The sequence below is a fragment of the Chloroflexus sp. genome, from assembly GCF_034431535.1.
In the GTDB taxonomy this organism is placed as follows: Bacteria; Chloroflexota; Chloroflexia; order Chloroflexales; family Chloroflexaceae; genus Chloroflexus.
Map to the genome: position 1 here is coordinate 111,921 of NZ_DAOUDC010000027.1, position 21,693 is coordinate 133,613.

Here is a 21,693-nt window from a genome sequence, read left to right on the forward strand (position 1 = left end):
CTTCCGTCCCAGTGAGTGAGGGTTCCTTGAAACACGCCGTACTTTGGCTCAAGCGATGGTTGTGGTTGCCATCGGTAAGCTGGTATCGGGTCGCTCTGTTGTTGTTGGGCATGTTGGTTGCCTCAGCAGCGCTTGTCTTGGCATTTGGCAACGGCTGGTGGTGGGCGGCGTTGGCTGGGCTGGGCGGGATAAGCGTAGCGCTCGCATGGTATAGCTGGCATGAGCGCTCACAGCAGGCCGAACTGCAACGCCATCTTGTCGATCTCCAGCGCGAATTGACTGAAGCGCGCGCTGCGGCGACGGTGGCGATGCGGGCCAAAAGTGCGTTCTTGGCGAATATGAGCCACGAGTTGCGCACACCGCTCAATACGATTATCGGCTACAGCGAATTATTGTACGAAGACGCACTGGAAGGTGCGCTGATTCCAGAGCAGGCTATTACTCGTCTCCAGCGTATCAGAGAAGCAGCCGGACAGTTGCTGAGCCTGATTCACGATGTGCTCGATCTGGCCCGGCTGGAGGCTGGCGAGGTGGTGGTGAGCCGGGAACGTTGGCCGCTGAGGCTGCTGATTGACGAAGTGCAAATGGCAATTGCACCGTTAGCGAATGCGCATAGCAACCGGCTGTCGATCGATCTAGCGATTGATCCAGCAACGATCATCGAGGTCGATCGGGCTAAAGTGCGCCAGATTTTATTGCACCTCTTGCAAAATGCGGTGAAGTTTACCCGCCAAGGTGAGATTAGATTGGTAGTGGCGATCCGTGATGACGGAGAGGGTCCGGCAGTGTTGAGCCTCAGTGTGAGCGATACCGGCATCGGGATGAGCCGTGAGCAGCTTGATGTCCTGTTTGAGCCGTTCATCCGCTTTGATGAAGCGTTAACCCAACGCCATAGCAGCGCTGGGATTAGTTTAGCGATTGCCCAGCGGTTGTGTATGGTGATGGGTGGTACGATTGCGGCAACGAGCCAACCCGGTAAAGGGGCAACGTTTTTGGTGACCATCCCGCTGGTCGCTACTCGTACACCGTTAGCGATAGCCGTTAATGACAAGTGATTGAATATCGCTATGGCAGATAAACTGAATTCGATGCGCCTGCTCGATCGCCAGCGCATCACGTATACCGTCCACGAGTACGATCCTTCAGCGCCGGATGCAGTGGCGGTTGCGACGGCGATTGGCGTCCCAGCGGCGCAGGTCTTCAAGACGCTGGTCGTGCTTGGCGCCGGTGGGCGGCCTGCCTTGGCGATGGTGCCGGCTGATTGCCAGCTTGATCTTAAACGCCTTGCGGTGGTGGCCGGCGTCAAGCGGTTTGATATGGCGCCGCATGCCGAAGCCGAACGCCTGACTGGGCTGCGGGTCGGCGGCATTGGCGCGCTAGCGCTGACGGCGAAGCGGTGGCCGTCATATCTGGATGAGTCGGCGCTGGCGTATCCGATCATCTATGTTAATGCCGGTCAACGCGGGGTGATGATCGGTATCGCGCCGGACGATTTGGTGCGGGTGGCGGGGGCCACCATAGGTGCAATTGCTGCGCCGGTATCGTCATCGCGCTAGCGCTGTGCAGCGGTGCGGCGCATCTCATCACTTAACCAAACCATAGATGCGCCAATCCGATTGGGAAACAGCGCACCTAATGAGCTGCCGGACGGTACGCATAGAGTAACCCTAAATCATTATGGATTTGGGTTCAGCAAGCTGGATCTGGCGGCCTTGGCGCTGTAAATGCTGCACTAAGTCGGTATGGGAATAGGCGGTGCATCCATTGTGATACTCAAGACAAATATGATCGATCTGAGCTAATGTACTAGGATTTGCGTTCAGAAGCACCTCAGACTCACAACCGTCACAATCCATCTTCAGAAAGTTGCACTGTTCGGTGTTGTACCTCTGAAACACATCCTCTAACAACAGCGCTGTTACGGCCAACGTATTCGATCCAGTAACAGTAGCCTGATTGGTGGCCGAGTGTTGCACCGCCTCGCCGATCGTTGCTAGCAATATCTGGCCTGATTGAGCGCCGATAGCGGTTTGGAGCGCAGTAACATTACCAACTGCGTTTAAGCGTAGATTTTCTTGCAAGAGTGCAAAAAACTCTGGAAACGGCTCGATGGCGTATACGTGACAGCTTGGGTGTTCCTTGACGGTCAAAATGGAGAATTCACCAATTCCTGCGCCGATGTCAATCCCTGTCTAACCATCCTATATTGGTCTGCCATGAGTCTCATAATCGCGATCGAGCACGGTTTCCTTAACGACCCATACATCCATCAAACCGCGCACCCAGAAGGCGTAGCCGGGGCGTAACCGAATCTTTAGGCGATGCTTGCGCAGCGCAAGTGAAGGGAGATAGTACGAAATACGACGAAGCATGAAGAAACCTAACTATTTCAGCTCGCTACAGGCATGCAGTGGCCGGATTGAGGGCCAGAGCAGGATCGACAACGTACTTCCACCAGTTATTTGCGACATTATCCGCATCACAACCGGGATTGGACGGTGGGTGACTAAACCAATAGCGCAAGAATCCTAGATGATCACAACCCCATGCAGTACAATTGACCGGCTTAGCCGATGGTTGATTCGGTGCGATGGCCAAAGTTGTGCAAGGCTGCATCCAGATCACGCTCAGGTTGGCCCCATAATTGGGATCAACCGGTTACACGTATGGGGCATTGCAACCGGCGGTGAATTGTACCGGAAAGCGTTCGGGCCAACAAGGGAGGACTCGAAGAAGCCAAAATAGGGGCCATTGTAGATCCATACTTCATCGATTTCGCCGCGATTGGCCTTACCACAGATGTCGAATGCTGGCGAATTCACTATCGCGATCGCGTTATAGAACGGTATCTGGTGCATGCGCCGGACGTTGGCGTCTGATAACAGCTAAATATTCCGCTTCGCTATAACGAAACCCGTCTATTTTTACTGGTCAGCCATCGGTCACGATCGTCGTGTATGCGACAGTATAATGGAGCCGGTTATTCGTTACTTGTTTGAAACAGTCAATCGTGCCCTGAGTTAAAGTGTGGTGATCGTACCAACCTAAGAAATCGCTCAGATGCAGGCCATTACTCAAGATCGGATCGTAGACGATAACATAGACTTTCCGCTCAATCATATCAAGCGGTGGGGGAGACATCACAATTGGAATATGGATTTGGTAGGGAACTGTGGCAAGATGTGTTGGTGTTCCTGTCGGAGCAACGAACGGCTGATAGTCTGGTTTGAGTGTCATGCTCTGACCATGCGGGAGGGTTACAGTTGCGTTGCCAACTTTGAATTGAGCAAAGCCGGCCAGTGTTGAGCGAATTGCCTCAACAACATTTTTTGATTCAGAAGCATTCAATTGAATGGTTGACTCGATCGATATATGCAGATCAACACTATATCATAACAAGAAGAGGGTATTTAATGAAGAGTGATCTAATCATATTACGTTGACCTTTAAAGTGTGATATAATTGTGGTTGTATGCAATACTTTTATCAAAAATGCAATGTGATCTGCAAAGAGCTATTCTTTCGCAGGTGTTGCTGCATATAATGGTACGGATGGGGCAAGTGACTACTATCCACACCGATTTGCGTCATAGGCTAGTTTGTGATAGAATGAAAGCTGAGGGCGACGTAGCAAAGTGGTAATGCAGCGGTCTGCAAAACCGCCATTCGCGGGTTCGATTCCCGCCGTCGCCTCCAGAGGCGCCTAGTGACGAGAGGTTAAACGCCTCTCGTTCTTTATTTCAACGTCAGCAATATGAGGATTCTCTGCGCACTGACCTACTATCGCCCTCATACCAGCGGTCTCACCATCTATGTTGAACGATTAGCTCGCGGCTTGGCCCGGCAGGGGCATCATGTGACCGTATTGACCTCGCAGTACGATCCGAGTTTGCCCAAGAACGAGATGATCGATGGGGTGCGCGTCGTGCGTGCACCAGTGCTGGCCCGCGTCAGCAAAGGGGTTATTATGCCGACCTTTGGTTGGCTAGCCACCCGCCTTGCACTCGAGCATGACGCAATGAGCCTGCATTTGCCGCAATTTGATGCACCGGGGCTGGCGCTACGCGGCAAGTTGCTCAAACAACCGGTTGTGTTGACCTACCATAGCGATCTGAAGCTGCCACCCGGGATGCTGAACCAAGTGGCGAATCACATTGTTCACGCGGCGAATCAAGCCGCGGCAGCTTTAGCGACCCGGATAGTCGCTTACACGCAGGATTTTGCCGATCACTCGCCCTACCTCCGGCGTTGGCGAAACAAGGTAACGATCATTCCGCCGCCAGTTGAGGTGGCTGAGGTGTCTGAAGCGGAGATTGCAGCCTTCCGGCGGCGCTGGAACGTGCAACGGCCGGTTATCGGGATGGCGGCCCGATTGGCGGCTGAGAAAGGGGTAGAAGTGTTGCTGGAAGCATTGCCCCGCATCCTTGCCGTTCACCCAACGGCACAGGTGCTCTTTGCCGGCCAGCATGAGCAAGTCTTGGGTGAAGTAGCGTATGCGCGCCGGTTGGCACCCCTGTTCGAGCGATTTCGTGATCATTGGACGTTTCTTGGCACGTTGAACCCGCGCGAGATGGCCGCCTTCTTCCCGAACCTTGATGTCTTGGTAGTGCCGTCGCTCAATTCGACCGAGACGTTCGGGCTGGTGCAGGTTGAGGCGATGTTGTGCGGTACGCCAACAGTGGCCAGCAATTTGCCGGGGGTGCGCCAACCGCCGCTTATGACCGGTATGGGAAAAGTGGTGCCAATCGGTGATGCAGCGGCGTTGGCTGAAGCAATCCTTGAGATTATTGCCCAGCGCGAACGGTACGTGCGCCCGCGGGAAGCAATCACAGCGTTGTTTAGTACTGAACGCACCATTGATGAGTATGAGCGTTTATTCCGTGAATTGGGAGTCGCCGATTAAATGAACGCGGTACAATACATATGTGCAGCTAGAACATAGCACAATGAGGTTGATGACGATACGGTTATGCCTGATTACTTACGGCCACATTTGGTTACACTCCCCATTCATCGGGCGATGATTCGTTCGATTGAAGCGCGCTTATTTGCCGAGCTAGCGCCTGATCTGCCCAAACCGATTATCGACATTGGTTCAGGTGACGGTACCTTTGTCCAAATTGCCTTGCCCGGCAAGCAGATTGTGGGGATTGATCCGCGCGTGAGCGATACCCATGAAGCGGCGCGACGTAATGTATATACGTTTCTTTGCGTTGCCGACGGTGCAGCATTGCCATTTGGCGATGCAACGTTTGCGTCTGCGATTTCAAACTTCGTGCTTGAGCACGTTGTGCCTCTCGATCAGACATTGCGCGAAATAGCGCGGGTGGTGCAGCCGGGATGGCTATTTGTGGCCTCGGTCGTGGGTGATCGATTTCCTCGCGAGCTGCTTGGCACGCGGCTGCTTAATCGGCTAGGCTTGAACGGAAGTTGGTATAGAGAGTGGTTTAATCGCATTTCCTGTCACTACAACACGCTCAGCCGGGCCGAGTGGTCGAAGCGTTTTGGGCAAGCTGGCTTTACGGTGGAGGTATGCCGGCCTTACATAAGCGATACGCTGCTCAAGTTATTTGATTTTAGCCATTATTACGGTGCGCCGAGCCTCATCACCCGCGCCTTGACCAGGCGCTGGCTGTTGGCACCGCCTTTCAACCCGAATCTGCTTTGGGAGCCGATCCTGCGGCGGATCTATGAAGTGCCGGCACCTGATGATGGGGCCTGCTACTTTTTCGTCTTGCGGAGGCGATATGACTGAGTCAACGATAACAGCCGCCGAATTAACGGCTGCCGGTAGAGCTGCATTGATTGCCGGCGATACGGTGACGGCGCGTCTGCGGTTTCGTGAGGCGCTGGAAATAGATCCGCATCACGTCGATGCGCTGCTCGGTATGGCGGCGGCGGTGCGGCCCTACCGCGATAAGCGCGAGTATCTGCTGCGCGCCTTAGACGTCGAACCTGACAATAGTGAAGCGCGCGCGACGCTGGCGCAGGTTGAGGCGCGGTTGGCTGCCGGTGAGTTGCTTGCGCCGACGGGGGTGCAGGTGCGCGATCGCGAAGAGCCGGCAGTGGCGCGGGAAGCGCCGCTGGCGCCGGTTGAGCCGGCTACCGAGACCTTGGTCTGTTACCGCCATCCGCAGCGCGAAACCGGGTTGCGCTGCATTAGTTGCGGTCGCCCGATCTGCCCTGAATGCGCGCGGGCGACGCCGGTCGGCCAGATCTGCCCCGAATGCGCGCGCGAGCGCACGCCAGTCAATTATCAAGTCGGCCCGGCGCAGTTGTTAGTGGCCGGCGTGGTTGCGCTTGTGTATGCGCTCATTGTGACCTTAGCAGCCGGTGTGGTGATCGGCTGGGCCGGCTTTTTTGGGTTCATTGTCGCTTTCCTGCTTGGGCCAATGACCGGCAATGCCCTGTCGCGGTTGGTCGATTGGGCCACCGGTCGCAAGCGCGGGCGTATGCTCATGATTGTGGTGAGCGTCGCGTATGCGTGCGGCTCGTTGCCCTACATCGGCTTTGTCATCTTGATCGGCGGCTTTCCGTTGGCGCTGCTGTTTTACTCGATTATCGTCGTGACCACCGCGTTGGCGTGGTTACGCTGATGACAGTTTTCTTAACCACGTGGACAGGCTATCTGGCAGTGGTACAATAAAGGCTGAAACATCCTAATACTGGATGGACAATGAGGGGCGGGTGGCAAGGCGCACATCTCCGCATCATGACGCAGCATAGTGGCGCTTTACCCGGCGCTGAGGCAATGGCAGGATAGTTGCCGGTGGGTGGCAGGGGAGGCGTTATGGCGAACGAAGGTCAGATGAAGTTGGCGGTGCGCGGTGACAAAAACCCGCTCGATGTGGTCGAGCGCCGGTTGCGTGAACAGATCTTTGGCCAAGAGCGGGCGATCGAGAGTGTGATTCGGGTGCTCAACCGGTCGCGGTTTGGGTTTTCTGCTGGCAATACGCGCCGTCCGCGCGCTACCCTCCTCTTCCTTGGCCCTACCGGCGTTGGCAAGACTGCTACCGCCCGCGCGCTGGCCGAGCTGCTCCGGCCCGATGGCGGCGCCTTTCTCAAAATCGACTGCTCGCTATTTAGCCAAGGCCACGAAGTGAGCGCCTTGGTGGGTGCGCCGCCAAGCTATGTCGGGCGCGACCAAAAGCCGCTGCTAAACCCCGATATTATCGAGCAAGAGAATAGCGTTGTGCTGTTCGATGAGATTGAGAAGGGGCAGCCAGAGCTGTGGAATCTGCTTTTGCAGGTGATGGAGGACGGCGAGATTCTCTTGCTCAATGGCGGCCGGCGGGTCAGCTTTCAGAATAGTATCGTGATTTTCACCACCAATGTTGGCGCGAAAGAGATGGTCGATTTTCTCGACCGGCGCACGATCGGCTTCCGCACGCCGCATAAAGACGTGGAAGCGACCGGGCGCGAGATCTACCAGATAGGGTTTGAAGCCTTGCAGAAGGTATTTCAGCCAGAGTGGATCAACCGGCTTGATGAAATTATCGCCTTCCGACCGCTCTCGGCAGAAACGCTCAGCCAAGTGTTTAATCGCATGATTGCCGAGTGCAATCAGCAATATCTGCGATACGCGGTGCAATTGCGCGTCACGCCAGCCGCCAAAGAGTACCTGCTCACCAAAGGGTTTGACTCGCGGTTTGGCGCGCGACCACTGCGCCAGCGCATTCTGAAAGATATCGAAGCGCCGCTGGCCGATTTGCTGGCGTCGGGCGGCATTCCTCCCGGCAGTATGATTGAATTGCGCTACACCGGGGTCGATCAGCACGGCCAAGCGTTGCAATTCTACTATGAGGAAGCGCCGGAATTGATCGAGCGGGCCGAGGAGTTGCGCCAGCACCAATTGCAGCGGTTGGCGGTCGGCCAGAGCGATGGGCCGCAACCACCGAGTATTAGCCTGACCCACGAGCGAAGCAACGCCGCCGAAGGCGGGATCTTTACCACCCGCGGCCCACGGGCCACGCCACGCCGCGACCCGCGTGATGGAAGGTAGGAGACGCGAAGAACGCAAAGGCTAGTTAACGCAAAGCCGCAGAGGACGCGAAGAGCGCAGAGGGTTTTGGAGGGAAGATGTTTGAGGATGCTGGCGGCCCCCTCCAACAACTCTTCGCGTCCTTTGTAAGGAATGCATAAAGAAAGCCACCAAGCCAACTAGAGCGTATCCCCCAAAACCTTCGCGCCTTTGCGTTAACATCCCTCTGCGGCTTTGCCCCCTCTGCGCCTTCGCCTCGTTGGTGTCTGTTTACGGCGCGTTCGGGTTGGGCCGGCGCGAAACCGAGAGATCGGGTTCGGCCCCATCAGCCAAGGGTCGCTTGAGCAAGAGATAACTGCGGCCCGGCATCACCGCTTGCACCCCACACACTTCCCACCCCTCAGCGCCTAACCCGTTGAGAAAGCGACGGGCAAAGCCGGTATTGCGCTCACCCGCTTCAGGGTAGCTCTCTTGTCCTTCGACCGAGACGCGCTGCCACGCCTCGACAAACACGACTTTGTACTCCCAACGCATACAATGCTCCTTTTAGTGTGATGCGGCGGGTGGCCGTGGTGCCGGCCCCCGTCGCTGCCGCTGTACCCCGGTCTGCCGGGCACATAAGTAGTGTAGTACCGATTTCACGTAATGTCAATTACAAAATTACACTTCTTGCAAAAGGTTCACTGGCCGGTAGGGGTGGTGCTGCCGGAATTAAAAAAGTTTTTGGCTTTTTTATTGACAATAGCTTGAAATGCTGGTAGACTACACTGTAGTAGTTCGGAGTAGTGCGACTATGGAAATCTCACGCTATCCGTCCGATAGTCCAGCCGGCATCATTTTGCGGTACTTGCAGCGCCATGCGCGGGCTACCGTCAAAGAGCTGGCCGATCTGCTCGGCGTCAGCACGACGGCGGTGCGCGATCACCTCGTGCATCTGCAAGCCGAAGACATGGTCGAAGTGACGAGCGAGCGCAATGGGCCGGGACGTCCGCGGTTAGTCTATTCCCTGTCTGAGAAGGCGCAAAAGTCGTTCCCCAAGCAGTACGACCGGTTGATCAGCAGCTTGCTGCGCGAGCTGATCGAGCTGGAAGGCGAGGGGAAGGTTGAGCAGTTGCTCGACCGGGTCAGCCAGCGGCTGGCGAGCGAGTATGCCGACCGGATGGCCGGCAGCGATGTGGCGGCGCGCCTCAATGAGTTGCGCGCGTTGCTGGAACAGCGCGGCGTGCCGGCTGAGATTGATCCCGAAGGTGATGTGTTGCGCCTGTTCGCCTGCCCGTTCTACGATGTCGCAGCCGATCATCCGGAGGTTTGCTCGATGGAGCGGCGCATGATCGAGTACGTGCTCGGCGAAAAGCTTGTGCTCGAAGACACCATCCGGGCGGGGGCGCATAATTGCCGTTTCGTCTTGCGTCCAAACGATATTCCGCTCACGGTAGCGCCATCGGTTGCTGATTCTGATGCGAAGGCTTAGGTGTTGGTCTACTTTGATTGTTTGATGAGGAGCACATGAGCAACGATCTGATCATCAAAGATCTGTATGCGCGGATCGGTGACAAAGAGATTCTGCGCGGCGTCAATCTGACGGTGCGGCAAGGCACCATTCATGCGATTATGGGCCCGAACGGCAGCGGCAAGAGCACCTTGTCGTACATCATTGCCGGCCATCCGTCGTATGAAGTGACCGGCGGCGAGATTTGGTACAAGGGTCACAATCTGCTGGAGCTAGAGCCAGACGAGCGTAGCCGGTTAGGTGTTTTCCTTGCCTTCCAGTATCCGGTGGCAGTGCCGGGGGTGACGGTGGCGAATTTCTTGCGGGCAGCGATCAATGCCCACCGCACCGAAGAGGGCAAGGATCCGAAGGAGACGGCGATTCCGGCCGCTGAGTTCCGTAAGCTGCTGCGCGAAGGTCTCAATTTGCTGGATATGGACGAGAGCTTTATCCGCCGGTATCTCAACGATGGCTTCAGCGGCGGCGAGAAGAAGCGGCTAGAGATCTTGCAGATGATGTTGCTCAAGCCGTCGATGGCGGTGCTCGATGAGACCGACTCGGGGCTTGATATTGATGCGTTGCGGATTGTGTCCAATGGCGTCAATCGCTTGGCTGGCCCCGAGATGGGCATGTTGGTGATTACTCACTACCAGCGCCTGCTTAACTACATCAAGCCCGATGTCGTGTCGGTGATGATGGATGGCCGCATCGTGCGCGAGGGCGGCCCTGAACTGGCGCTCGATCTAGAGGAGAAGGGTTACGACTGGCTCCGCGAGGAGCTGACCGGTGCGGCTTAAGGGAGATGCGCATGACAATGACATTGCCAACCCTGAATGAGATCAGCGCCGAGATGGTCGTGGCTCGTTCGCAGTCAGCCGGCGAATCGGCATGGCTTACCGAGCGACGGCGCGAGGCGTGGACTACGTTTGCCCAGATGAACCCGCCGGAGTGGCGGCGCACCGATCTGAGCAAGCTTGATCCGACCACGATTGCTCCGTCTGACGGCGCGCATGCCACCGCGATCCAGTGGGATCCGGCCTTGGCGGCGCAAGGCGTCGTCTTTACGACGCTGGCGGCGGCGCTGCATACCCACGAGGCGCTGATCCAGAAGTATATGGATACGGCGGTTGAGCCGTTGAAGCATAAATTTAGCGCGCTGCGGGCGGCGCTCTGGCAAGATGGCGCGTTGCTCTATGTGCCCAAGGGCGTGGCGATTGAGGTGCCGCTGCGCTTGATCTATACCCTCGCTGCCGACGGTACAGCGATCTTCCCGCGCACGCTGGTGATTGTCGAGCCGCAGGCGAGTGTGACCTTGATCGAGGAGTTTACCTCGCCTGATCTGCGTGCTGGCTCGTTTGCCGGCCCGATCACCGAACTCTTCGTCGGTGATGGCGCTAGCGTCCGCTTTGTCAGCATCCAGCATTGGGGCAGCGGGGTCTACCATCTGGCCGGCCAGCGCGCGATCCTTGCCCGCGATGCGAATATTGAATGGACGTCGATCCAACTGGGCGGGCAAGTGCAGCATATCGAAGCCGAAACCACGCTGGTTGGCAACGGGTCGCGCCTCAATTGGCTGGGAGCGACCTTTGCCGCCGATGCGCAGCATCTGGTGATTGCGCCGTGGATGCGCCACGTTGGCCACAACTGCGAGAGCTTCATGCAGTTTAAGACGGTGGTCAACGATACCGCCTATAGCGTGTTCGATGGCATGATCAAGATCGAGCACGAGTCGGCGGCGACCAGCACCCGGCTGGAAGAGCATGCGTTGCACCTTAGCCCCAAGGCGCGCAATGATAGCATCCCCGGCCTGATGATTAGCACGAACGATGTGCTGAAGGGCGGGCATGCCTCGACTAGCGGCGACATCGATCAAGAGCAGCTCTTCTATATGCAAACCCGCGGCATTCCGCGCGCCGAAGCGCAGCGGATGATCGTAATGGGCTTCTTTGAACCGGCATTGGAAACGGTGCCGCTGGAAGAGCTGCGGGCAGAGTTGACGGCTGAGATTGCAGCCAAGATCTGATTGCAATCGGGTGGCGTGCGGCAGGCTCACTGCCGCACCTCCAACAGAGCGCCGCTCTGCTGGCTCATGGGCTCAAGCCGCACGCAGGCTGCGGAACAAGCCCGTTATACTGGGTTCGTTGTTAGGTAGTTCGCCGTCGATGGGCGAGGGAAGCGCCTCGCCGGTATGCCTGGCGTCCGGTCGCTGGCCGGCGTGCAGATAAGGTGGAGCTATGGCGACACTGTCACAGTTTGACGTGATTACGCTGCGGCGCGATTTTCCAATCCTCCATCAGGAGGTGCATGGCAAGCCGCTGGCGTTTCTCGATAGTGCAGCCTCGTCGCAAAAGCCGCGGCGCGTGATTGAGGTGCTGGAAGATTATTACCGGCGCTACAATGCCAACGTTCATCGCGGTGTCTATCGTCTGAGTGAAGATGCGACCTTTGCTTACGAGCGCGCGCGCGGCAAGTTGGCCCGCCTGATCAACGCGCCGAGCCAGCGTGAAGTGATCTTTGTGCGCAACACCACCGAGGCGATTAATCTGGTGGCCTACTCGTGGGGCAGCGCCAACATTCGGGCCGGCGATCGCATTCTACTAACGATGATGGAGCACCATTCCAACATCGTGCCGTGGCAGTTGCTGGCCCAGCGCACCGGTGCCGAGTTGGTCTATCTGCCATTTGATGACCAAGGCCGATTGGTGTTGGATGATCTCGACCGCCTGCTCGACGAGCAGGTGAAGCTGGTTGCTTTTACTCACCAATCGAACGTTTTTGGTACCATCAATCCGGTTGAGCCGATTGTGGCGCGGGCGCGGGCGGTTGGCGCGCGGGTGCTGCTAGATGCGGCCCAGAGTGTGCCGCACATGCCGGTGGATGTACAGGCATTGGGAATCGATTTTCTCGCCTTCAGCGGGCATAAGATGTGCGGCCCGACTGGCGTCGGTGTGTTGTGGGGGCGGCGTGAGCTGCTCAATGCGATGCCGCCGTTCCTTGGCGGCGGCTCGATGATCGATCTGGTGGAGCTGGATCACAGCACCTTTGCCGCGGTGCCGGCCCGCTTCGAGGCGGGCACGCCGGCGATCGGCGAGGCGATTGCGCTCGGCGAAGCGGCTGATTATCTGCAAGAGGTGGGCTTAGCGGCGATCTACCACCACGAACAGGAGTTGACCGCGTATGCGCTAGAGCGGTTGGCCGAGGTGCCGGGTCTGACCGTCTATGGGCCGCCGGCGGGTCCGGATCGGGGTGGCGCGGTGAGCTTCTCGCTCGAAGGGGTGCATCCACACGATGTAGCGGCCATCCTCGACCAAGAGGGGGTGGCGGTGCGGGCCGGCCATCACTGCACCCAGCCATTGCACCGGGTGTTGGGGGTGCCGGCGACGACGCGAGCGAGCTTCTACCTCTACAACTTGCCCGAAGAGATCGACCGGCTCGTGGCGGCGCTGCAGAAGGCGCGCCAGATCTTTGCCTGAACGACAGCGAGCTATGGCTATGGACGACATCTATCGTGAACAGATCCTCGAACATGCCCGTCATCCGCGTAATTTCGGCCATCTGCCGGCGCCAACGGTCGTGCGGGAAGAGCGTAATCCGCTCTGCGGCGATCAGATCCGGCTCGAGTTGGCCATCGCTGACGATGTGATTACCGATGTGCGGTTCACCGGGCGCGGCTGCGCGATCAGCCAAGCTAGCGCCTCGCTGCTCACCGAGGCGATCAAGGGGAAGCCGGTCGCCGAGGCCAAGCAATTTAGTAAGGATGATTTGCTCGACATCATCGGAATACCGCTGGCCCACAATCCGACCCGGCTCAAGTGCGCGCTGCTTTCGCTCAAGGCGCTCAAAGCCGGCCTGTACGGGGTGGGTCAAGAGGATGAAGAGATATAAGTGGCGTCGATCATACTAGCAAAGGAGAGAAACAGTGGTCGCTGAAGCGGTCAATTTGCAGTTTGACTACTCGCGCTATGGCTTCCGGCAGGAAGAGCGCTATGTGTATAAAGCGCCCAAAGGTTTGAACGAGCGCATTGTGCGCGAACTTTCCGGTATGAAGGGCGAGCCGGAATGGATGTTGAAGCGGCGGCTGCGCGCGCTCGAGATTTTCAACAAGAAGCCGACGCCGCTGGTGGGTACGTGGGCCAACCCGGAACTGGCCGAGCTGGATTACGATGACATTCACTACTTCGTGCGCGCCAACGAGCGTCCGCAGACCGACTGGGATGCGGTGCCGCCGGAGATCAAGAGTACCTTCGAGCGGTTGGGCATTCCCGAAGCCGAACGCAAGTTCCTCGCCGGCGTCGGCGCGCAGTATGAGTCGGAAGTCGTGTACCACTCGCTGCGCGAAGAGTGGGCCAAGCAAGGCGTGATCTTCCTCGATACCGATACCGCGCTGAAAGAGTACCCTGAATTCTTCAAGGAGTACTTCGGCACCATTGTGCCGGCGGCTGACAACAAGTACGCTGCGCTCAATACCGCGGTCTGGTCAGGCGGCTCGTTCGTCTACGTGCCGAAGGGGGTCAAGGTCGATATTCCGCTGCAAGCCTACTTCCGCATCAATGCCGAGCGCATGGGCCAGTTCGAGCGCACGCTGATCATCATTGACGAAGGGGCCGAAGCGCACTACATCGAAGGGTGTACCGCGCCGATCTACAGCACCAACTCGCTCCACTCGGCGGTGGTCGAGGTGATCGTCAAGAAGGGCGGCAAGTTCCGCTACACCACCATCCAGAACTGGGCTAACAATATCTTCAATCTGGTCACCAAGCGGGCGGTGGCTTACGAAGAGGCCAGCATGGAGTGGGTGGACGGCAATATCGGCTCGAAGCTGACCATGAAGTACCCGTCGGTCTACCTGATGGGCCGCAAGGCGCGCGGCGAGGTGCTCTCGGTGGCGTATGCCGGTCGCGGCCAGCACCAAGACGCCGGCGCCAAGATGGTGCATCTCGCTCCAGAAACGACTTCGCGCATCACCAACAAGTCGGTGAGCAAAGATGGCGGTAAGACCACCTACCGCGGTCTGGCCAAAGTTGCGTCGGGGGCGTATGGTGCCAAGATCAACGTCAACTGCGATGCGCTGATCCTCGATGAGAAGTCGGCCTCGGACACGATCCCGTACATCGAGATCGAAGAGGATCGCTGCACGCTGGCCCACGAGGCGACCGTTGGCCGCATCGGTGCCGAGCAGCTCTTCTACCTGATGAGCCGCGGCATTTCCGAGTCGGACGCGCTCTCGATGATTGTGCTCGGCTTCATGGAGCCGTTCACCCGCGAGCTGCCGATGGAGTATGCGGTCGAGTTGAACCGCCTGATCCAGCTTGAGATGGAAGGGTCGGTCGGCTAAGAGCGTGGCGTAGGGGTGAGAGAGACGAGCGCTCCCATACATTGGGGGCGCTCTGTTGTTGGGCGGAGCAGGGGCAGCGCGCCGCGCTGCCCATACAGAGAGGAGCAAGTCATGATTGATGTGTGCGATGTCAACGAGGTACCGGTGGGCGGCGGGCGCGCGTTTACGATTGCAGGCCGCCGGATTGCGGTTTTTCGGGTGGCGGAAGGTGAAGTCTACGCGATTGATGACCGCTGTTCGCACGATGAAGCTTCGCTGAGCGAAGGCGATGTTGATCTCGAGGAGTTGTGCGTCGAGTGCCCAATGCACGGTTCGCTGTTCGATCTGCGCACTGGCAAGCCGCGCACACTGCCGGCGTTTACGCCGGTGGCGACCTATCGCAGTGAAATACGCGATGGCCGGATATTTGTTGAGTTTACAGCGTAAGAACTTGACTAATATACCGAAACGCGCTACAATGGCAGTATCAAGAAGCTGCTGCCGGCTAAGCGGAGGTTGCTATGAGCAGTTATGCCCATCCTGAAGCGCTGGTCGAAACCCAGTGGGTTGCTGACCACTTGAACGATCCTAACGTCCGCATCGTTGAAAGCGATGAGGACTTGCTGTTGTACGAGACCGGCCACATTCCTGGCGCCGTCAAGATTGACTGGGTGCAAGACCTGAACGATCCGGTGGTGCGCGACTATCTCGATTCTGAGCGATTTGCGATGCTGATGCGCACCAAAGGCATCAGCAACGACACAACCGTCGTGCTCTATGGCGACAAGCATAACTGGTGGGCGACGTATGCGTTCTGGGTCTTCAAGCTGTTCGGCCACCGCGATGTGCGGATTATGAACGGCGGACGGGCAAAGTGGATCGCCGAAGGCCGCCCGCTTACCCGCGAGGTGCCGTCGTATCCACCCGGCAACTATATCGCCCCGCCGCGTGATGACTCCCGCATCCGCGCCTTCCGCGATCAAGTGCTGGAGTTCGTCCGTCAGCGCAAGGGGGTGCTGGTTGATGTGCGCAGTCCGCAGGAGTATACCGGCGAGCGTACCCACATGCCTGACTACCCGCAAGAGGGTACGCTGCGCGGCGGCCACATCCCGACTGCGGTCAACATTCCCTGGGCCAAGGCGGTGAACGAAGACAGCACCTTTAAGAGCCCTGATGAGCTGCGTGCGCTGTACGCCTCACAAGGGATTACCCCCGACAAAGAGGTGATCGCTTACTGCCGGATCGGCGAGCGCAGCAGCCATACGTGGTTTGTCTTGACCTACCTGCTTGGCTACCCGCATGTGCGCAACTACGACGGGAGCTGGACGGAGTGGGGCAATAGCGTCGGTCTGCCGATCGAGAAGAACACATAGCGTTGTCAACGAACGGGGGAACGAATAAACGCATGAATACAGGGCGGGAAAAATACTTTTATAATTGTTCTGACCAGTCGTTTATTCGTTCCCACTATACACAAGCATTCGTTGACACCTATGACTCACTTAGATATCATTGATCGCTTGCTCGACCACTACCGGCGGCCCCGCCACTACGGCGAGTTGGCGAATGCGGTAACGTACACCATTGGCGTGCCTGAGTGCGGTGATACGCTTACCGTCTATGTGTGCGCTGCACCGGACGGTCAACTTGAGGCGCTGCAATTTACCGGCCAAGGGTGCAGTGTCAGCATGGGGACAGCCTCGATCGTGATCGAGCAATTGCAAGGGACGACCCTTGCCGACCTGTTGGCACTGGATGAAGCGGGAGCGGTGAACATTGTCGGCGCTGAGATTATGCAAGCGCGGCCCCGTTGTGCAACGTTGGTGTTCAGTGCGCTCAAGGCGGCGGCCCGGCTCATTGACCGTTCGGCGGATGGGTGAAGGCAATGGTGGCACGCGATCGAATACGGCAGTAACCCTGCCGCATACCGCAATGAGCGCGGCGCTGGATAATGCCGGACGGACTGGGTACACACAACCTGCACCAACGGCGAACGCGAGAGCGAGCCAACCTTATGACAGAACTCCTTGATCTGATCGGCCATACACCGTTGCTGCCGCTGCACCGCGCGCTCGAGTTGCCGGCAGGAGTCGAATTGTACGGCAAGGCGGAATGGTACAACCTCGGCGGTTCGGTAAAAGATCGGCCCGCGCTCTGGATGATCCGTGATGGCGAGCGGCGCGGTTTGTTGCGTCCGGGGATGCGGATTGCCGACGCGACGAGCGGCAACACCGGCATCGCGTATGCGACGATTGGCGCTGCGTTGGGGTACGGGGTGACGCTCGCAATGCCGGCCAACGCCAGCCTTGAGCGACAGCGGATTTTGCGCGCGCTTGGCACCGAGCTGATCCTCACCGATGCGGCGGAGGGCATGGACGCGGCGATTGCGGCGATTCGAGCACTGGTGGCCGAGCATCCCGATCGCTACTTCTACCCTGACCAATACAGCAATCCGGCTAACCCGCAAGCCCATTACGAAACGACCGGGCCTGAGATCTGGCAACAAACCGATGGCCGCATCACCCATTTTGTGGCGGCATTGGGTACTAGCGGCACCTTTATGGGTACGAGCCGCCGTCTGCGCGACTACAATCCGGCGATCCAGATGATTGCTGTGCAGCCTGACAGCCCGTACCACGCCCTCGAAGGCGTGAAGCACATGGCTTCAACCAAGTTTGTGCCGGCGATCTACCGGCCCGAACAGGCCGACGCCATCCTCGAAGTGCGGAGCGAAGACGCCTTTGCGATGGCGCGCTGGCTGGCGCGGCGGGCCGGTTTGTTAGTTGGTATCTCGGCGGCGGCCAATGTGGTCGCAGCAACGCGGGTGGCCCGTGAAGCTGGGCAGGGGGTAGTAGTGACCATCCTGTGCGATAGCGCCAATCGGTATCTCAGCGAACGGTTCTGGGAAGAGCCGGGGTTTGCGGAAGGGGCTGGGATTTGACGCGCAACTGTTATCGCGAAGGGCGCAGCCCTTCTGTCATTGCGAGGGCGCGGAGCGCCCGAGGCAATCTCCCGCTTCGGCGGGAAAAATGGCTGAGCAGGATGGTACCGTGCTCGGGGGAGATTGCTTCGCCGCCTGCGGCGGCTCGCAATGACAACGGGGGACGGCGTAGAAATATACGCAACTGATTCGGATACAGGCTACAACACGAGCAAGGTGGTTATGACCCTGATACTGCCGGCGAAGGCAGTGGCGGCCATTGTCGCCCATGCCGAAGCGACCTATCCTGACGAATGCGTTGGTTTGCTGGTGGGAACGCTCAACGGCGAGCAGAAGACGGTCTTACAGGTGGTGACGCTCGAAAATCGCTGGAGCGGGCAAGTGCAATTGGCGCCCACCGATGATTCTACCTCGCGGCGCGATCGGTTCTATCTCGATCCCCGCGATTATCTGCGCGCCGAACGCGCTGCTCGCGCCGCCGGCTACGAGATCATCGGCTGCTATCACTCGCATCCTGACGCCGATCCGATTCCGTCAGAACGTGATCGCATTGGAGCGCAGGCAATTGGCGGTTCAGGCTTTTCGTTTGTGATTCAGGCGATTCGCAATGGCGTGGCAGCTGAACTGACATCGTGGCTGTTGGTGAATGAAGGGGTGCGCTTTATTGCAGAGGAAGTGCAGATCGCACCGGTTGAATAAGCAATGTCATAGCACTCAATAGAGTTGAAGATAAAGGAGAGTCATCTATGGCGGTAACAGTAACGATCCCAACGGCGCTGCGCCAGTATGCCGGTGGCAATGCTAGTGTCAGCCTTGAGGTCAGTGATGTCGGCAACCTGATTCGTGGGTTGGTTGAACTCTACCCAGCGTTGGGCCGCCATCTGCTCGACGATCAGGGCCGGCTGCGCAGCTTTGTCAATCTGTACGTTGGTGATGAGGATATTCGCTACCTCGATGGGGAGGCAACCCCCTTGCGCGACGGCGATACGGTCAGCATTATCCCGGCAATTGCCGGTGGAGGACGGCCATGAGCGAGGTGACTCTCTCGAATGAAGAGATTGCCCGGTATTCGCGCCACTTAATTATGCCTGAAGTCGGCATGGCCGGGCAGCGCCGGCTCAAGCAGGGCAGCGTGCTGCTGATTGGCACCGGCGGGTTGGGTTCGCCGCTGGCGCTCTATCTGGCGGCGGCGGGGGTCGGCCATATCGGATTGGTTGATTTTGATGTGGTTGACGCCTCGAACCTGCAGCGCCAGATCGTCCATGGCACCAGCACGGTTGGTGTCGCCAAGACCGAGTCGGCCAAGCGCCGGTTGCAGGATCTTAATCCGTATATCGAGATCACCACCTACGAAACCCAGATTACCTCGCAGAACGCGCTGGAACTGATGCAGCCGTATGATGTGATCGTTGACGGCACCGACAATTTCCCCACTCGCTATCTGACCAACGACGCCTGCGTGCTGCTGGGCAAACCGAACGTCTACGGCAGCATCTTCCGCTTTGAGGGGCAAGTCACGGTCTTTTCGGCGCGGGATGGCGGGCCGTGCTACCGCTGCCTCTACCCCGAACCGCCGCCGCCGGGGTTGGTGCCGAGCTGCGCTGAGGGGGGCGTGTTAGGGGTGCTGCCCGGCGTGATCGGTACCATTCAAGCCACAGAGGTGATAAAATTGCTCACAGGCATCGGCGAGCCGTTGATTGGCCGGCTGTTGCTCTACGATGCGCTGGCGATGCGCTTCCGCGAGCTCAAGCTCCGCCGCAACCCGTCATGCCCGGTCTGCGGTGATCATCCAACGATCACTGAGCTGATCGACTATGAGCAGTTTTGTGGTCTTGTAGAGGAGCCTACGTTGTCGAACCAATTTGAGATCACGCCCCGCGAACTGGCGGAATGGCTGGAGCGGCCCGACCGCCCCTTCTTGCTCGATGTCCGTAACCCCTATGAGGTGGCGATTGCCTCGATCCCCGGCACCGATAAGCTGATCCCGATTGATCAGTTGCCCGAGCGGATCAACGAACTCGACTCGGCGCGCGAGATGGTGGTCTATTGCCGCAGTGGCGCGCGCAGTGGCCGTGCGGTCGAATTGCTCAAGAGCGTGGGGTTCCGTAAGGTGAAGAATCTGGTTGGCGGTATTCTACGCTGGGCCGACGAGGTCGATCCGTCAGTGCCGAAGTATTAAACGCAAAGACGCAAAGGTGGCGAAGGCGCCAAGATTGTTAACGCTGAGGCGCAAAAGGCGCAAAGATCTTTTGGGTTGGGCAAAAGCATGCTTATGCGACCCTACCCGACACCTTTGCGTCCGCTGCGATTTTCATGCCTTTGCGTTCTCTGCGCCTTTATGGATTGGAGCAGCCCATGATCGGCATTATTGGCACCGGTTGGGGAGCGCGGGTGCAAGTGCCTGCGTTTCGCGCTGTCGGGTTAGCAGTGACCGCCATAGCCGGCAGCAATCCGGCCAAGACAGTGCGGATCGCGCAAGAGTTGGAAGTTCCGTTTGCGACAGCCCATTGGCGAGAGGTCTTGGAACGATCTGATGTGCATGTGGTGAGTATTGTTACGCCACCATCTTTGCACCGTGAAATGGCGGAAGCGGCATTAGCCGCTGGCAAGCACGTGCTCTGCGAGAAGCCAACCGCGTTGAACGCAGCCGAGGCTGAGGCGATGCTGGCTGCGGCGCAGGCTCACCCCGCCCAACTGGCCCTGATCGATCACGAACTGCGCTTCTTGCCGGCCGTGCAAGCAGTGCGAGAGCGGGTCGCTGTTGGTGATATCGGCGAGGTACGCTCCGCTGAGGTGCGGTTCATCGCCAGTAGCCGGGCCGATCCGCAGCGGCAGTGGGATTGGTGGAGCGATCGCGCTGCCGGTGGTGGCGTGTTGGGGGCGATTGGCTCGCATCAGATCGATCTGTTGCGTTTCATCCTAGCCGCTGAAGTGACGCAGGTGCAGGGGATGGTGCAAACCTTTATCACGCAGCGGCCTGACTCTGCCGGTGCGCTGCGTCCCGTGACAAGCGATGACTATACCGCGGCGACGCTGCGGTTTGCGAGTGGCGCAGCGGCAACGGTGACGGCGACGGTCGTGGCGCGCACGAATGAGCCGCTCTCGGTGACGGTCTATGGCAGTGCCGGTACGCTGCGGTTCAGCGGCGGGAAATTGTTCATCAGCAGCGATGACACCTTCCACGATGTTACCCCGCCGCATACGGTTGAGCTGCCGGCGGCGTTGAGCGGCGAATTTCCCCATGGCACCGTCTATCTCGGTTATGCCTTGCGCGCGGCGTTGGCCGGCCAGCGCGAGGCGATTACTCCGGCAGCAACGTTTGCTGATGGGTTAGCGATCCAGCAGGCGCTCGATGCGATCCGGGGTGTAGCGCGCTGAACGCAACCGGTCACGATTGTGTAGTCTGGTAACGCGAGGGTGTGTAACCCTCGCGTTTATGTACGGTGAATTTTTATTGTGGAAATCGAGGTGAACCCTCTGGTGTAATAGTTTTCCTGACAAACATTTGTGTTTTTTGTTTATTTTATTGCGTGGTTATTTATTAAATCATGGTTAATCTTATTATTTATCTGTTTACGATTTTTCTATTGACAACAATATTTCAAATAAATTATAATCGATAAATCATAATTAGTCATTGAATATAACAGTTATTGTTGCAACAATCACGCTTGAAAGAAAAGATAAGGAGGTGAAACTACAACCCGGTTTGCGCGTTCATCCGCAGCGAGCATTGCACCTGCGCGTAGTGGGGGAAAACACCACGGTGTTATGCACACAGGCTTCTGGTTATCGATCAATGGTGACGGTAAAGGAGGCAACGGATGAAGCGCATAACGGTTGGTTCGCTCTTTGGTCTGGTGACAGTCGTGTTGTTGATCGGCACACTGGCCTCGCCTGCGCTGGTCTCAAACGCGTTGGCGACGACGCCGCCGGCCAAAGAGGTTGCTATCCTTGTACATGGCTGG

At 58.0% G+C, this 21,693-nt stretch carries 25 protein-coding genes and 1 tRNA gene; 21 read left to right on the forward strand and 5 right to left on the reverse strand.

What is annotated here, in order from left to right; translation table 11 throughout:
• Window positions 1–26: 26 nt before the first annotated feature.
• Together U9R61_RS07160 and U9R61_RS07165 are read left to right on the forward strand one after the other, a co-directional pair.
• Window positions 27–1,055 carry a sensor histidine kinase gene (locus U9R61_RS07160; RefSeq protein ID WP_322488130.1) on the forward strand — a complete coding sequence of 343 codons (1,029 nt, stop codon included), beginning with the start codon at window positions 27–29 and terminating at the stop codon, window positions 1,053–1,055.
• A 12-nt stretch (window positions 1,056–1,067) separates the two neighbouring features.
• The gene (locus U9R61_RS07165; protein ID WP_322488131.1) at window positions 1,068–1,556 is read left to right on the forward strand and encodes an aminoacyl-tRNA deacylase; all 489 of its coding nucleotides are present in this window, start codon (window positions 1,068–1,070) and stop codon (window positions 1,554–1,556) included.
• A 111-nt stretch (window positions 1,557–1,667) separates the two neighbouring features.
• On the opposite strand, the gene U9R61_RS07170 is transcribed toward U9R61_RS07165, so the two are convergent.
• The 4 genes from U9R61_RS07170 to U9R61_RS07185 all read right to left on the reverse strand — a co-directional run bounded on the left by U9R61_RS07170 (window position 1,668) and on the right by U9R61_RS07185 (window position 3,348).
• Window positions 1,668–2,186 carry an FkbM family methyltransferase gene (locus U9R61_RS07170; RefSeq protein WP_322488315.1) on the reverse strand — a complete coding sequence of 173 codons (519 nt, stop codon included), beginning with the start codon at window positions 2,184–2,186 and terminating at the stop codon, window positions 1,668–1,670.
• Window positions 2,187–2,201: 15 nt separating this feature from the next.
• Window positions 2,202–2,372, reverse strand: coding sequence for a hypothetical protein (locus U9R61_RS07175; protein WP_322488132.1), 171 nt, complete (start codon window positions 2,370–2,372; stop codon window positions 2,202–2,204).
• A 255-nt stretch (window positions 2,373–2,627) separates the two neighbouring features.
• Window positions 2,628–2,858: a hypothetical protein gene (locus tag U9R61_RS07180; RefSeq protein ID WP_322488133.1), complete on the reverse strand. Its 231-nt coding sequence runs from the start codon at window positions 2,856–2,858 to the stop codon at window positions 2,628–2,630.
• 73 nt (window positions 2,859–2,931) lie between these two features.
• Complete coding sequence (locus U9R61_RS07185; RefSeq protein WP_322488134.1) at window positions 2,932–3,348, reverse strand: hypothetical protein; 417 nt, start codon at window positions 3,346–3,348, stop codon at window positions 2,932–2,934.
• A gap of 273 nt (window positions 3,349–3,621) precedes the next feature.
• Here U9R61_RS07185 and U9R61_RS07190 point away from each other — a divergent pair.
• The 5 genes from U9R61_RS07190 (at window position 3,622) to U9R61_RS07210 (ending at window position 8,002) form a co-directional block, all read left to right on the forward strand.
• Window positions 3,622–3,696: transfer RNA gene (locus tag U9R61_RS07190), tRNA-Cys, on the forward strand.
• A 58-nt stretch (window positions 3,697–3,754) separates the two neighbouring features.
• Window positions 3,755–4,903 carry a glycosyltransferase family 4 protein gene (locus U9R61_RS07195; RefSeq protein WP_322488135.1) on the forward strand — a complete coding sequence of 383 codons (1,149 nt, stop codon included), beginning with the start codon at window positions 3,755–3,757 and terminating at the stop codon, window positions 4,901–4,903.
• Between the two features lie 66 nt (window positions 4,904–4,969).
• Window positions 4,970–5,755 (forward strand): class I SAM-dependent methyltransferase, encoded by a 786-nt coding sequence (locus tag U9R61_RS07200; protein WP_322488136.1) that lies wholly within the window; start codon window positions 4,970–4,972, stop codon window positions 5,753–5,755.
• A complete protein-coding gene (locus U9R61_RS07205) occupies window positions 5,748–6,596 on the forward strand; it encodes a hypothetical protein (protein ID WP_322488137.1) in 849 nt (282 codons plus the stop codon). Before U9R61_RS07200 ends, U9R61_RS07205 begins: the two co-directional genes overlap by 8 nt.
• Window positions 6,597–6,790: 194 nt before the next feature.
• Window positions 6,791–8,002 carry an AAA family ATPase gene (locus tag U9R61_RS07210; RefSeq protein WP_322488138.1) on the forward strand — a complete coding sequence of 404 codons (1,212 nt, stop codon included), beginning with the start codon at window positions 6,791–6,793 and terminating at the stop codon, window positions 8,000–8,002.
• 249 nt (window positions 8,003–8,251) lie between these two features.
• Here U9R61_RS07210 and U9R61_RS07215 read toward each other — a convergent pair whose 3' ends face one another.
• Window positions 8,252–8,515, reverse strand: a complete 264-nt coding sequence (locus U9R61_RS07215; protein WP_322488139.1) for a hypothetical protein — start codon at window positions 8,513–8,515, stop codon at window positions 8,252–8,254.
• A gap of 259 nt (window positions 8,516–8,774) precedes the next feature.
• Here U9R61_RS07215 and U9R61_RS07220 point away from each other — a divergent pair, with 259 nt between their 5' ends.
• The 14 genes from U9R61_RS07220 to U9R61_RS07285 all read left to right on the forward strand — a co-directional run bounded on the left by U9R61_RS07220 (window position 8,775) and on the right by U9R61_RS07285 (window position 21,103).
• Entirely contained in the window at window positions 8,775–9,452 is a 678-nt protein-coding gene (locus U9R61_RS07220; protein ID WP_322488140.1) for a helix-turn-helix transcriptional regulator, read from the forward strand.
• A gap of 35 nt (window positions 9,453–9,487) precedes the next feature.
• Complete coding sequence (sufC, locus tag U9R61_RS07225; protein WP_322488141.1) at window positions 9,488–10,267, forward strand: Fe-S cluster assembly ATPase SufC; 780 nt, start codon at window positions 9,488–9,490, stop codon at window positions 10,265–10,267.
• Window positions 10,268–10,278: 11 nt separating this feature from the next.
• Window positions 10,279–11,493: a Fe-S cluster assembly protein SufD gene (sufD, locus tag U9R61_RS07230; protein WP_322488142.1), complete on the forward strand. Its 1,215-nt coding sequence runs from the start codon at window positions 10,279–10,281 to the stop codon at window positions 11,491–11,493.
• Between the two features lie 211 nt (window positions 11,494–11,704).
• Window positions 11,705–12,943 carry a cysteine desulfurase gene (locus U9R61_RS07235; RefSeq protein ID WP_322488143.1) on the forward strand — a complete coding sequence of 413 codons (1,239 nt, stop codon included), beginning with the start codon at window positions 11,705–11,707 and terminating at the stop codon, window positions 12,941–12,943.
• A 19-nt stretch (window positions 12,944–12,962) separates the two neighbouring features.
• Complete coding sequence (sufU, locus tag U9R61_RS07240; RefSeq protein ID WP_322488144.1) at window positions 12,963–13,355, forward strand: Fe-S cluster assembly sulfur transfer protein SufU; 393 nt, start codon at window positions 12,963–12,965, stop codon at window positions 13,353–13,355.
• A gap of 34 nt (window positions 13,356–13,389) precedes the next feature.
• Complete coding sequence (gene sufB, locus U9R61_RS07245) at window positions 13,390–14,805, forward strand: Fe-S cluster assembly protein SufB (RefSeq protein ID WP_322488145.1); 1,416 nt, start codon at window positions 13,390–13,392, stop codon at window positions 14,803–14,805.
• A 111-nt stretch (window positions 14,806–14,916) separates the two neighbouring features.
• The gene (locus U9R61_RS07250; protein ID WP_322488146.1) at window positions 14,917–15,231 is read left to right on the forward strand and encodes a non-heme iron oxygenase ferredoxin subunit; all 315 of its coding nucleotides are present in this window, start codon (window positions 14,917–14,919) and stop codon (window positions 15,229–15,231) included.
• Between the two features lie 74 nt (window positions 15,232–15,305).
• Window positions 15,306–16,157, forward strand: coding sequence for a sulfurtransferase (locus U9R61_RS07255; RefSeq protein WP_322488147.1), 852 nt, complete (start codon window positions 15,306–15,308; stop codon window positions 16,155–16,157).
• 120 nt (window positions 16,158–16,277) lie between these two features.
• Entirely contained in the window at window positions 16,278–16,664 is a 387-nt protein-coding gene (locus U9R61_RS07260) for an iron-sulfur cluster assembly scaffold protein (protein WP_322488148.1), read from the forward strand.
• Between the two features lie 134 nt (window positions 16,665–16,798).
• A complete protein-coding gene (locus U9R61_RS07265) occupies window positions 16,799–17,725 on the forward strand; it encodes a PLP-dependent cysteine synthase family protein (protein WP_322488149.1) in 927 nt (308 codons plus the stop codon).
• Between the two features lie 222 nt (window positions 17,726–17,947).
• Window positions 17,948–18,424 (forward strand): M67 family metallopeptidase, encoded by a 477-nt coding sequence (locus U9R61_RS07270; protein ID WP_322488150.1) that lies wholly within the window; start codon window positions 17,948–17,950, stop codon window positions 18,422–18,424.
• 47 nt (window positions 18,425–18,471) lie between these two features.
• Window positions 18,472–18,756 carry a MoaD/ThiS family protein gene (locus tag U9R61_RS07275; RefSeq protein WP_322488151.1) on the forward strand — a complete coding sequence of 95 codons (285 nt, stop codon included), beginning with the start codon at window positions 18,472–18,474 and terminating at the stop codon, window positions 18,754–18,756.
• Window positions 18,753–19,904 carry a molybdopterin-synthase adenylyltransferase MoeB gene (gene moeB, locus U9R61_RS07280; protein ID WP_416208826.1) on the forward strand — a complete coding sequence of 384 codons (1,152 nt, stop codon included), beginning with the start codon at window positions 18,753–18,755 and terminating at the stop codon, window positions 19,902–19,904. Before U9R61_RS07275 ends, moeB begins: the two co-directional genes overlap by 4 nt.
• Before the next feature lie 176 nt (window positions 19,905–20,080).
• Entirely contained in the window at window positions 20,081–21,103 is a 1,023-nt protein-coding gene (locus tag U9R61_RS07285; protein ID WP_322488152.1) for a Gfo/Idh/MocA family oxidoreductase, read from the forward strand.
• Window positions 21,104–21,693: the final 590 nt, after the last annotated feature.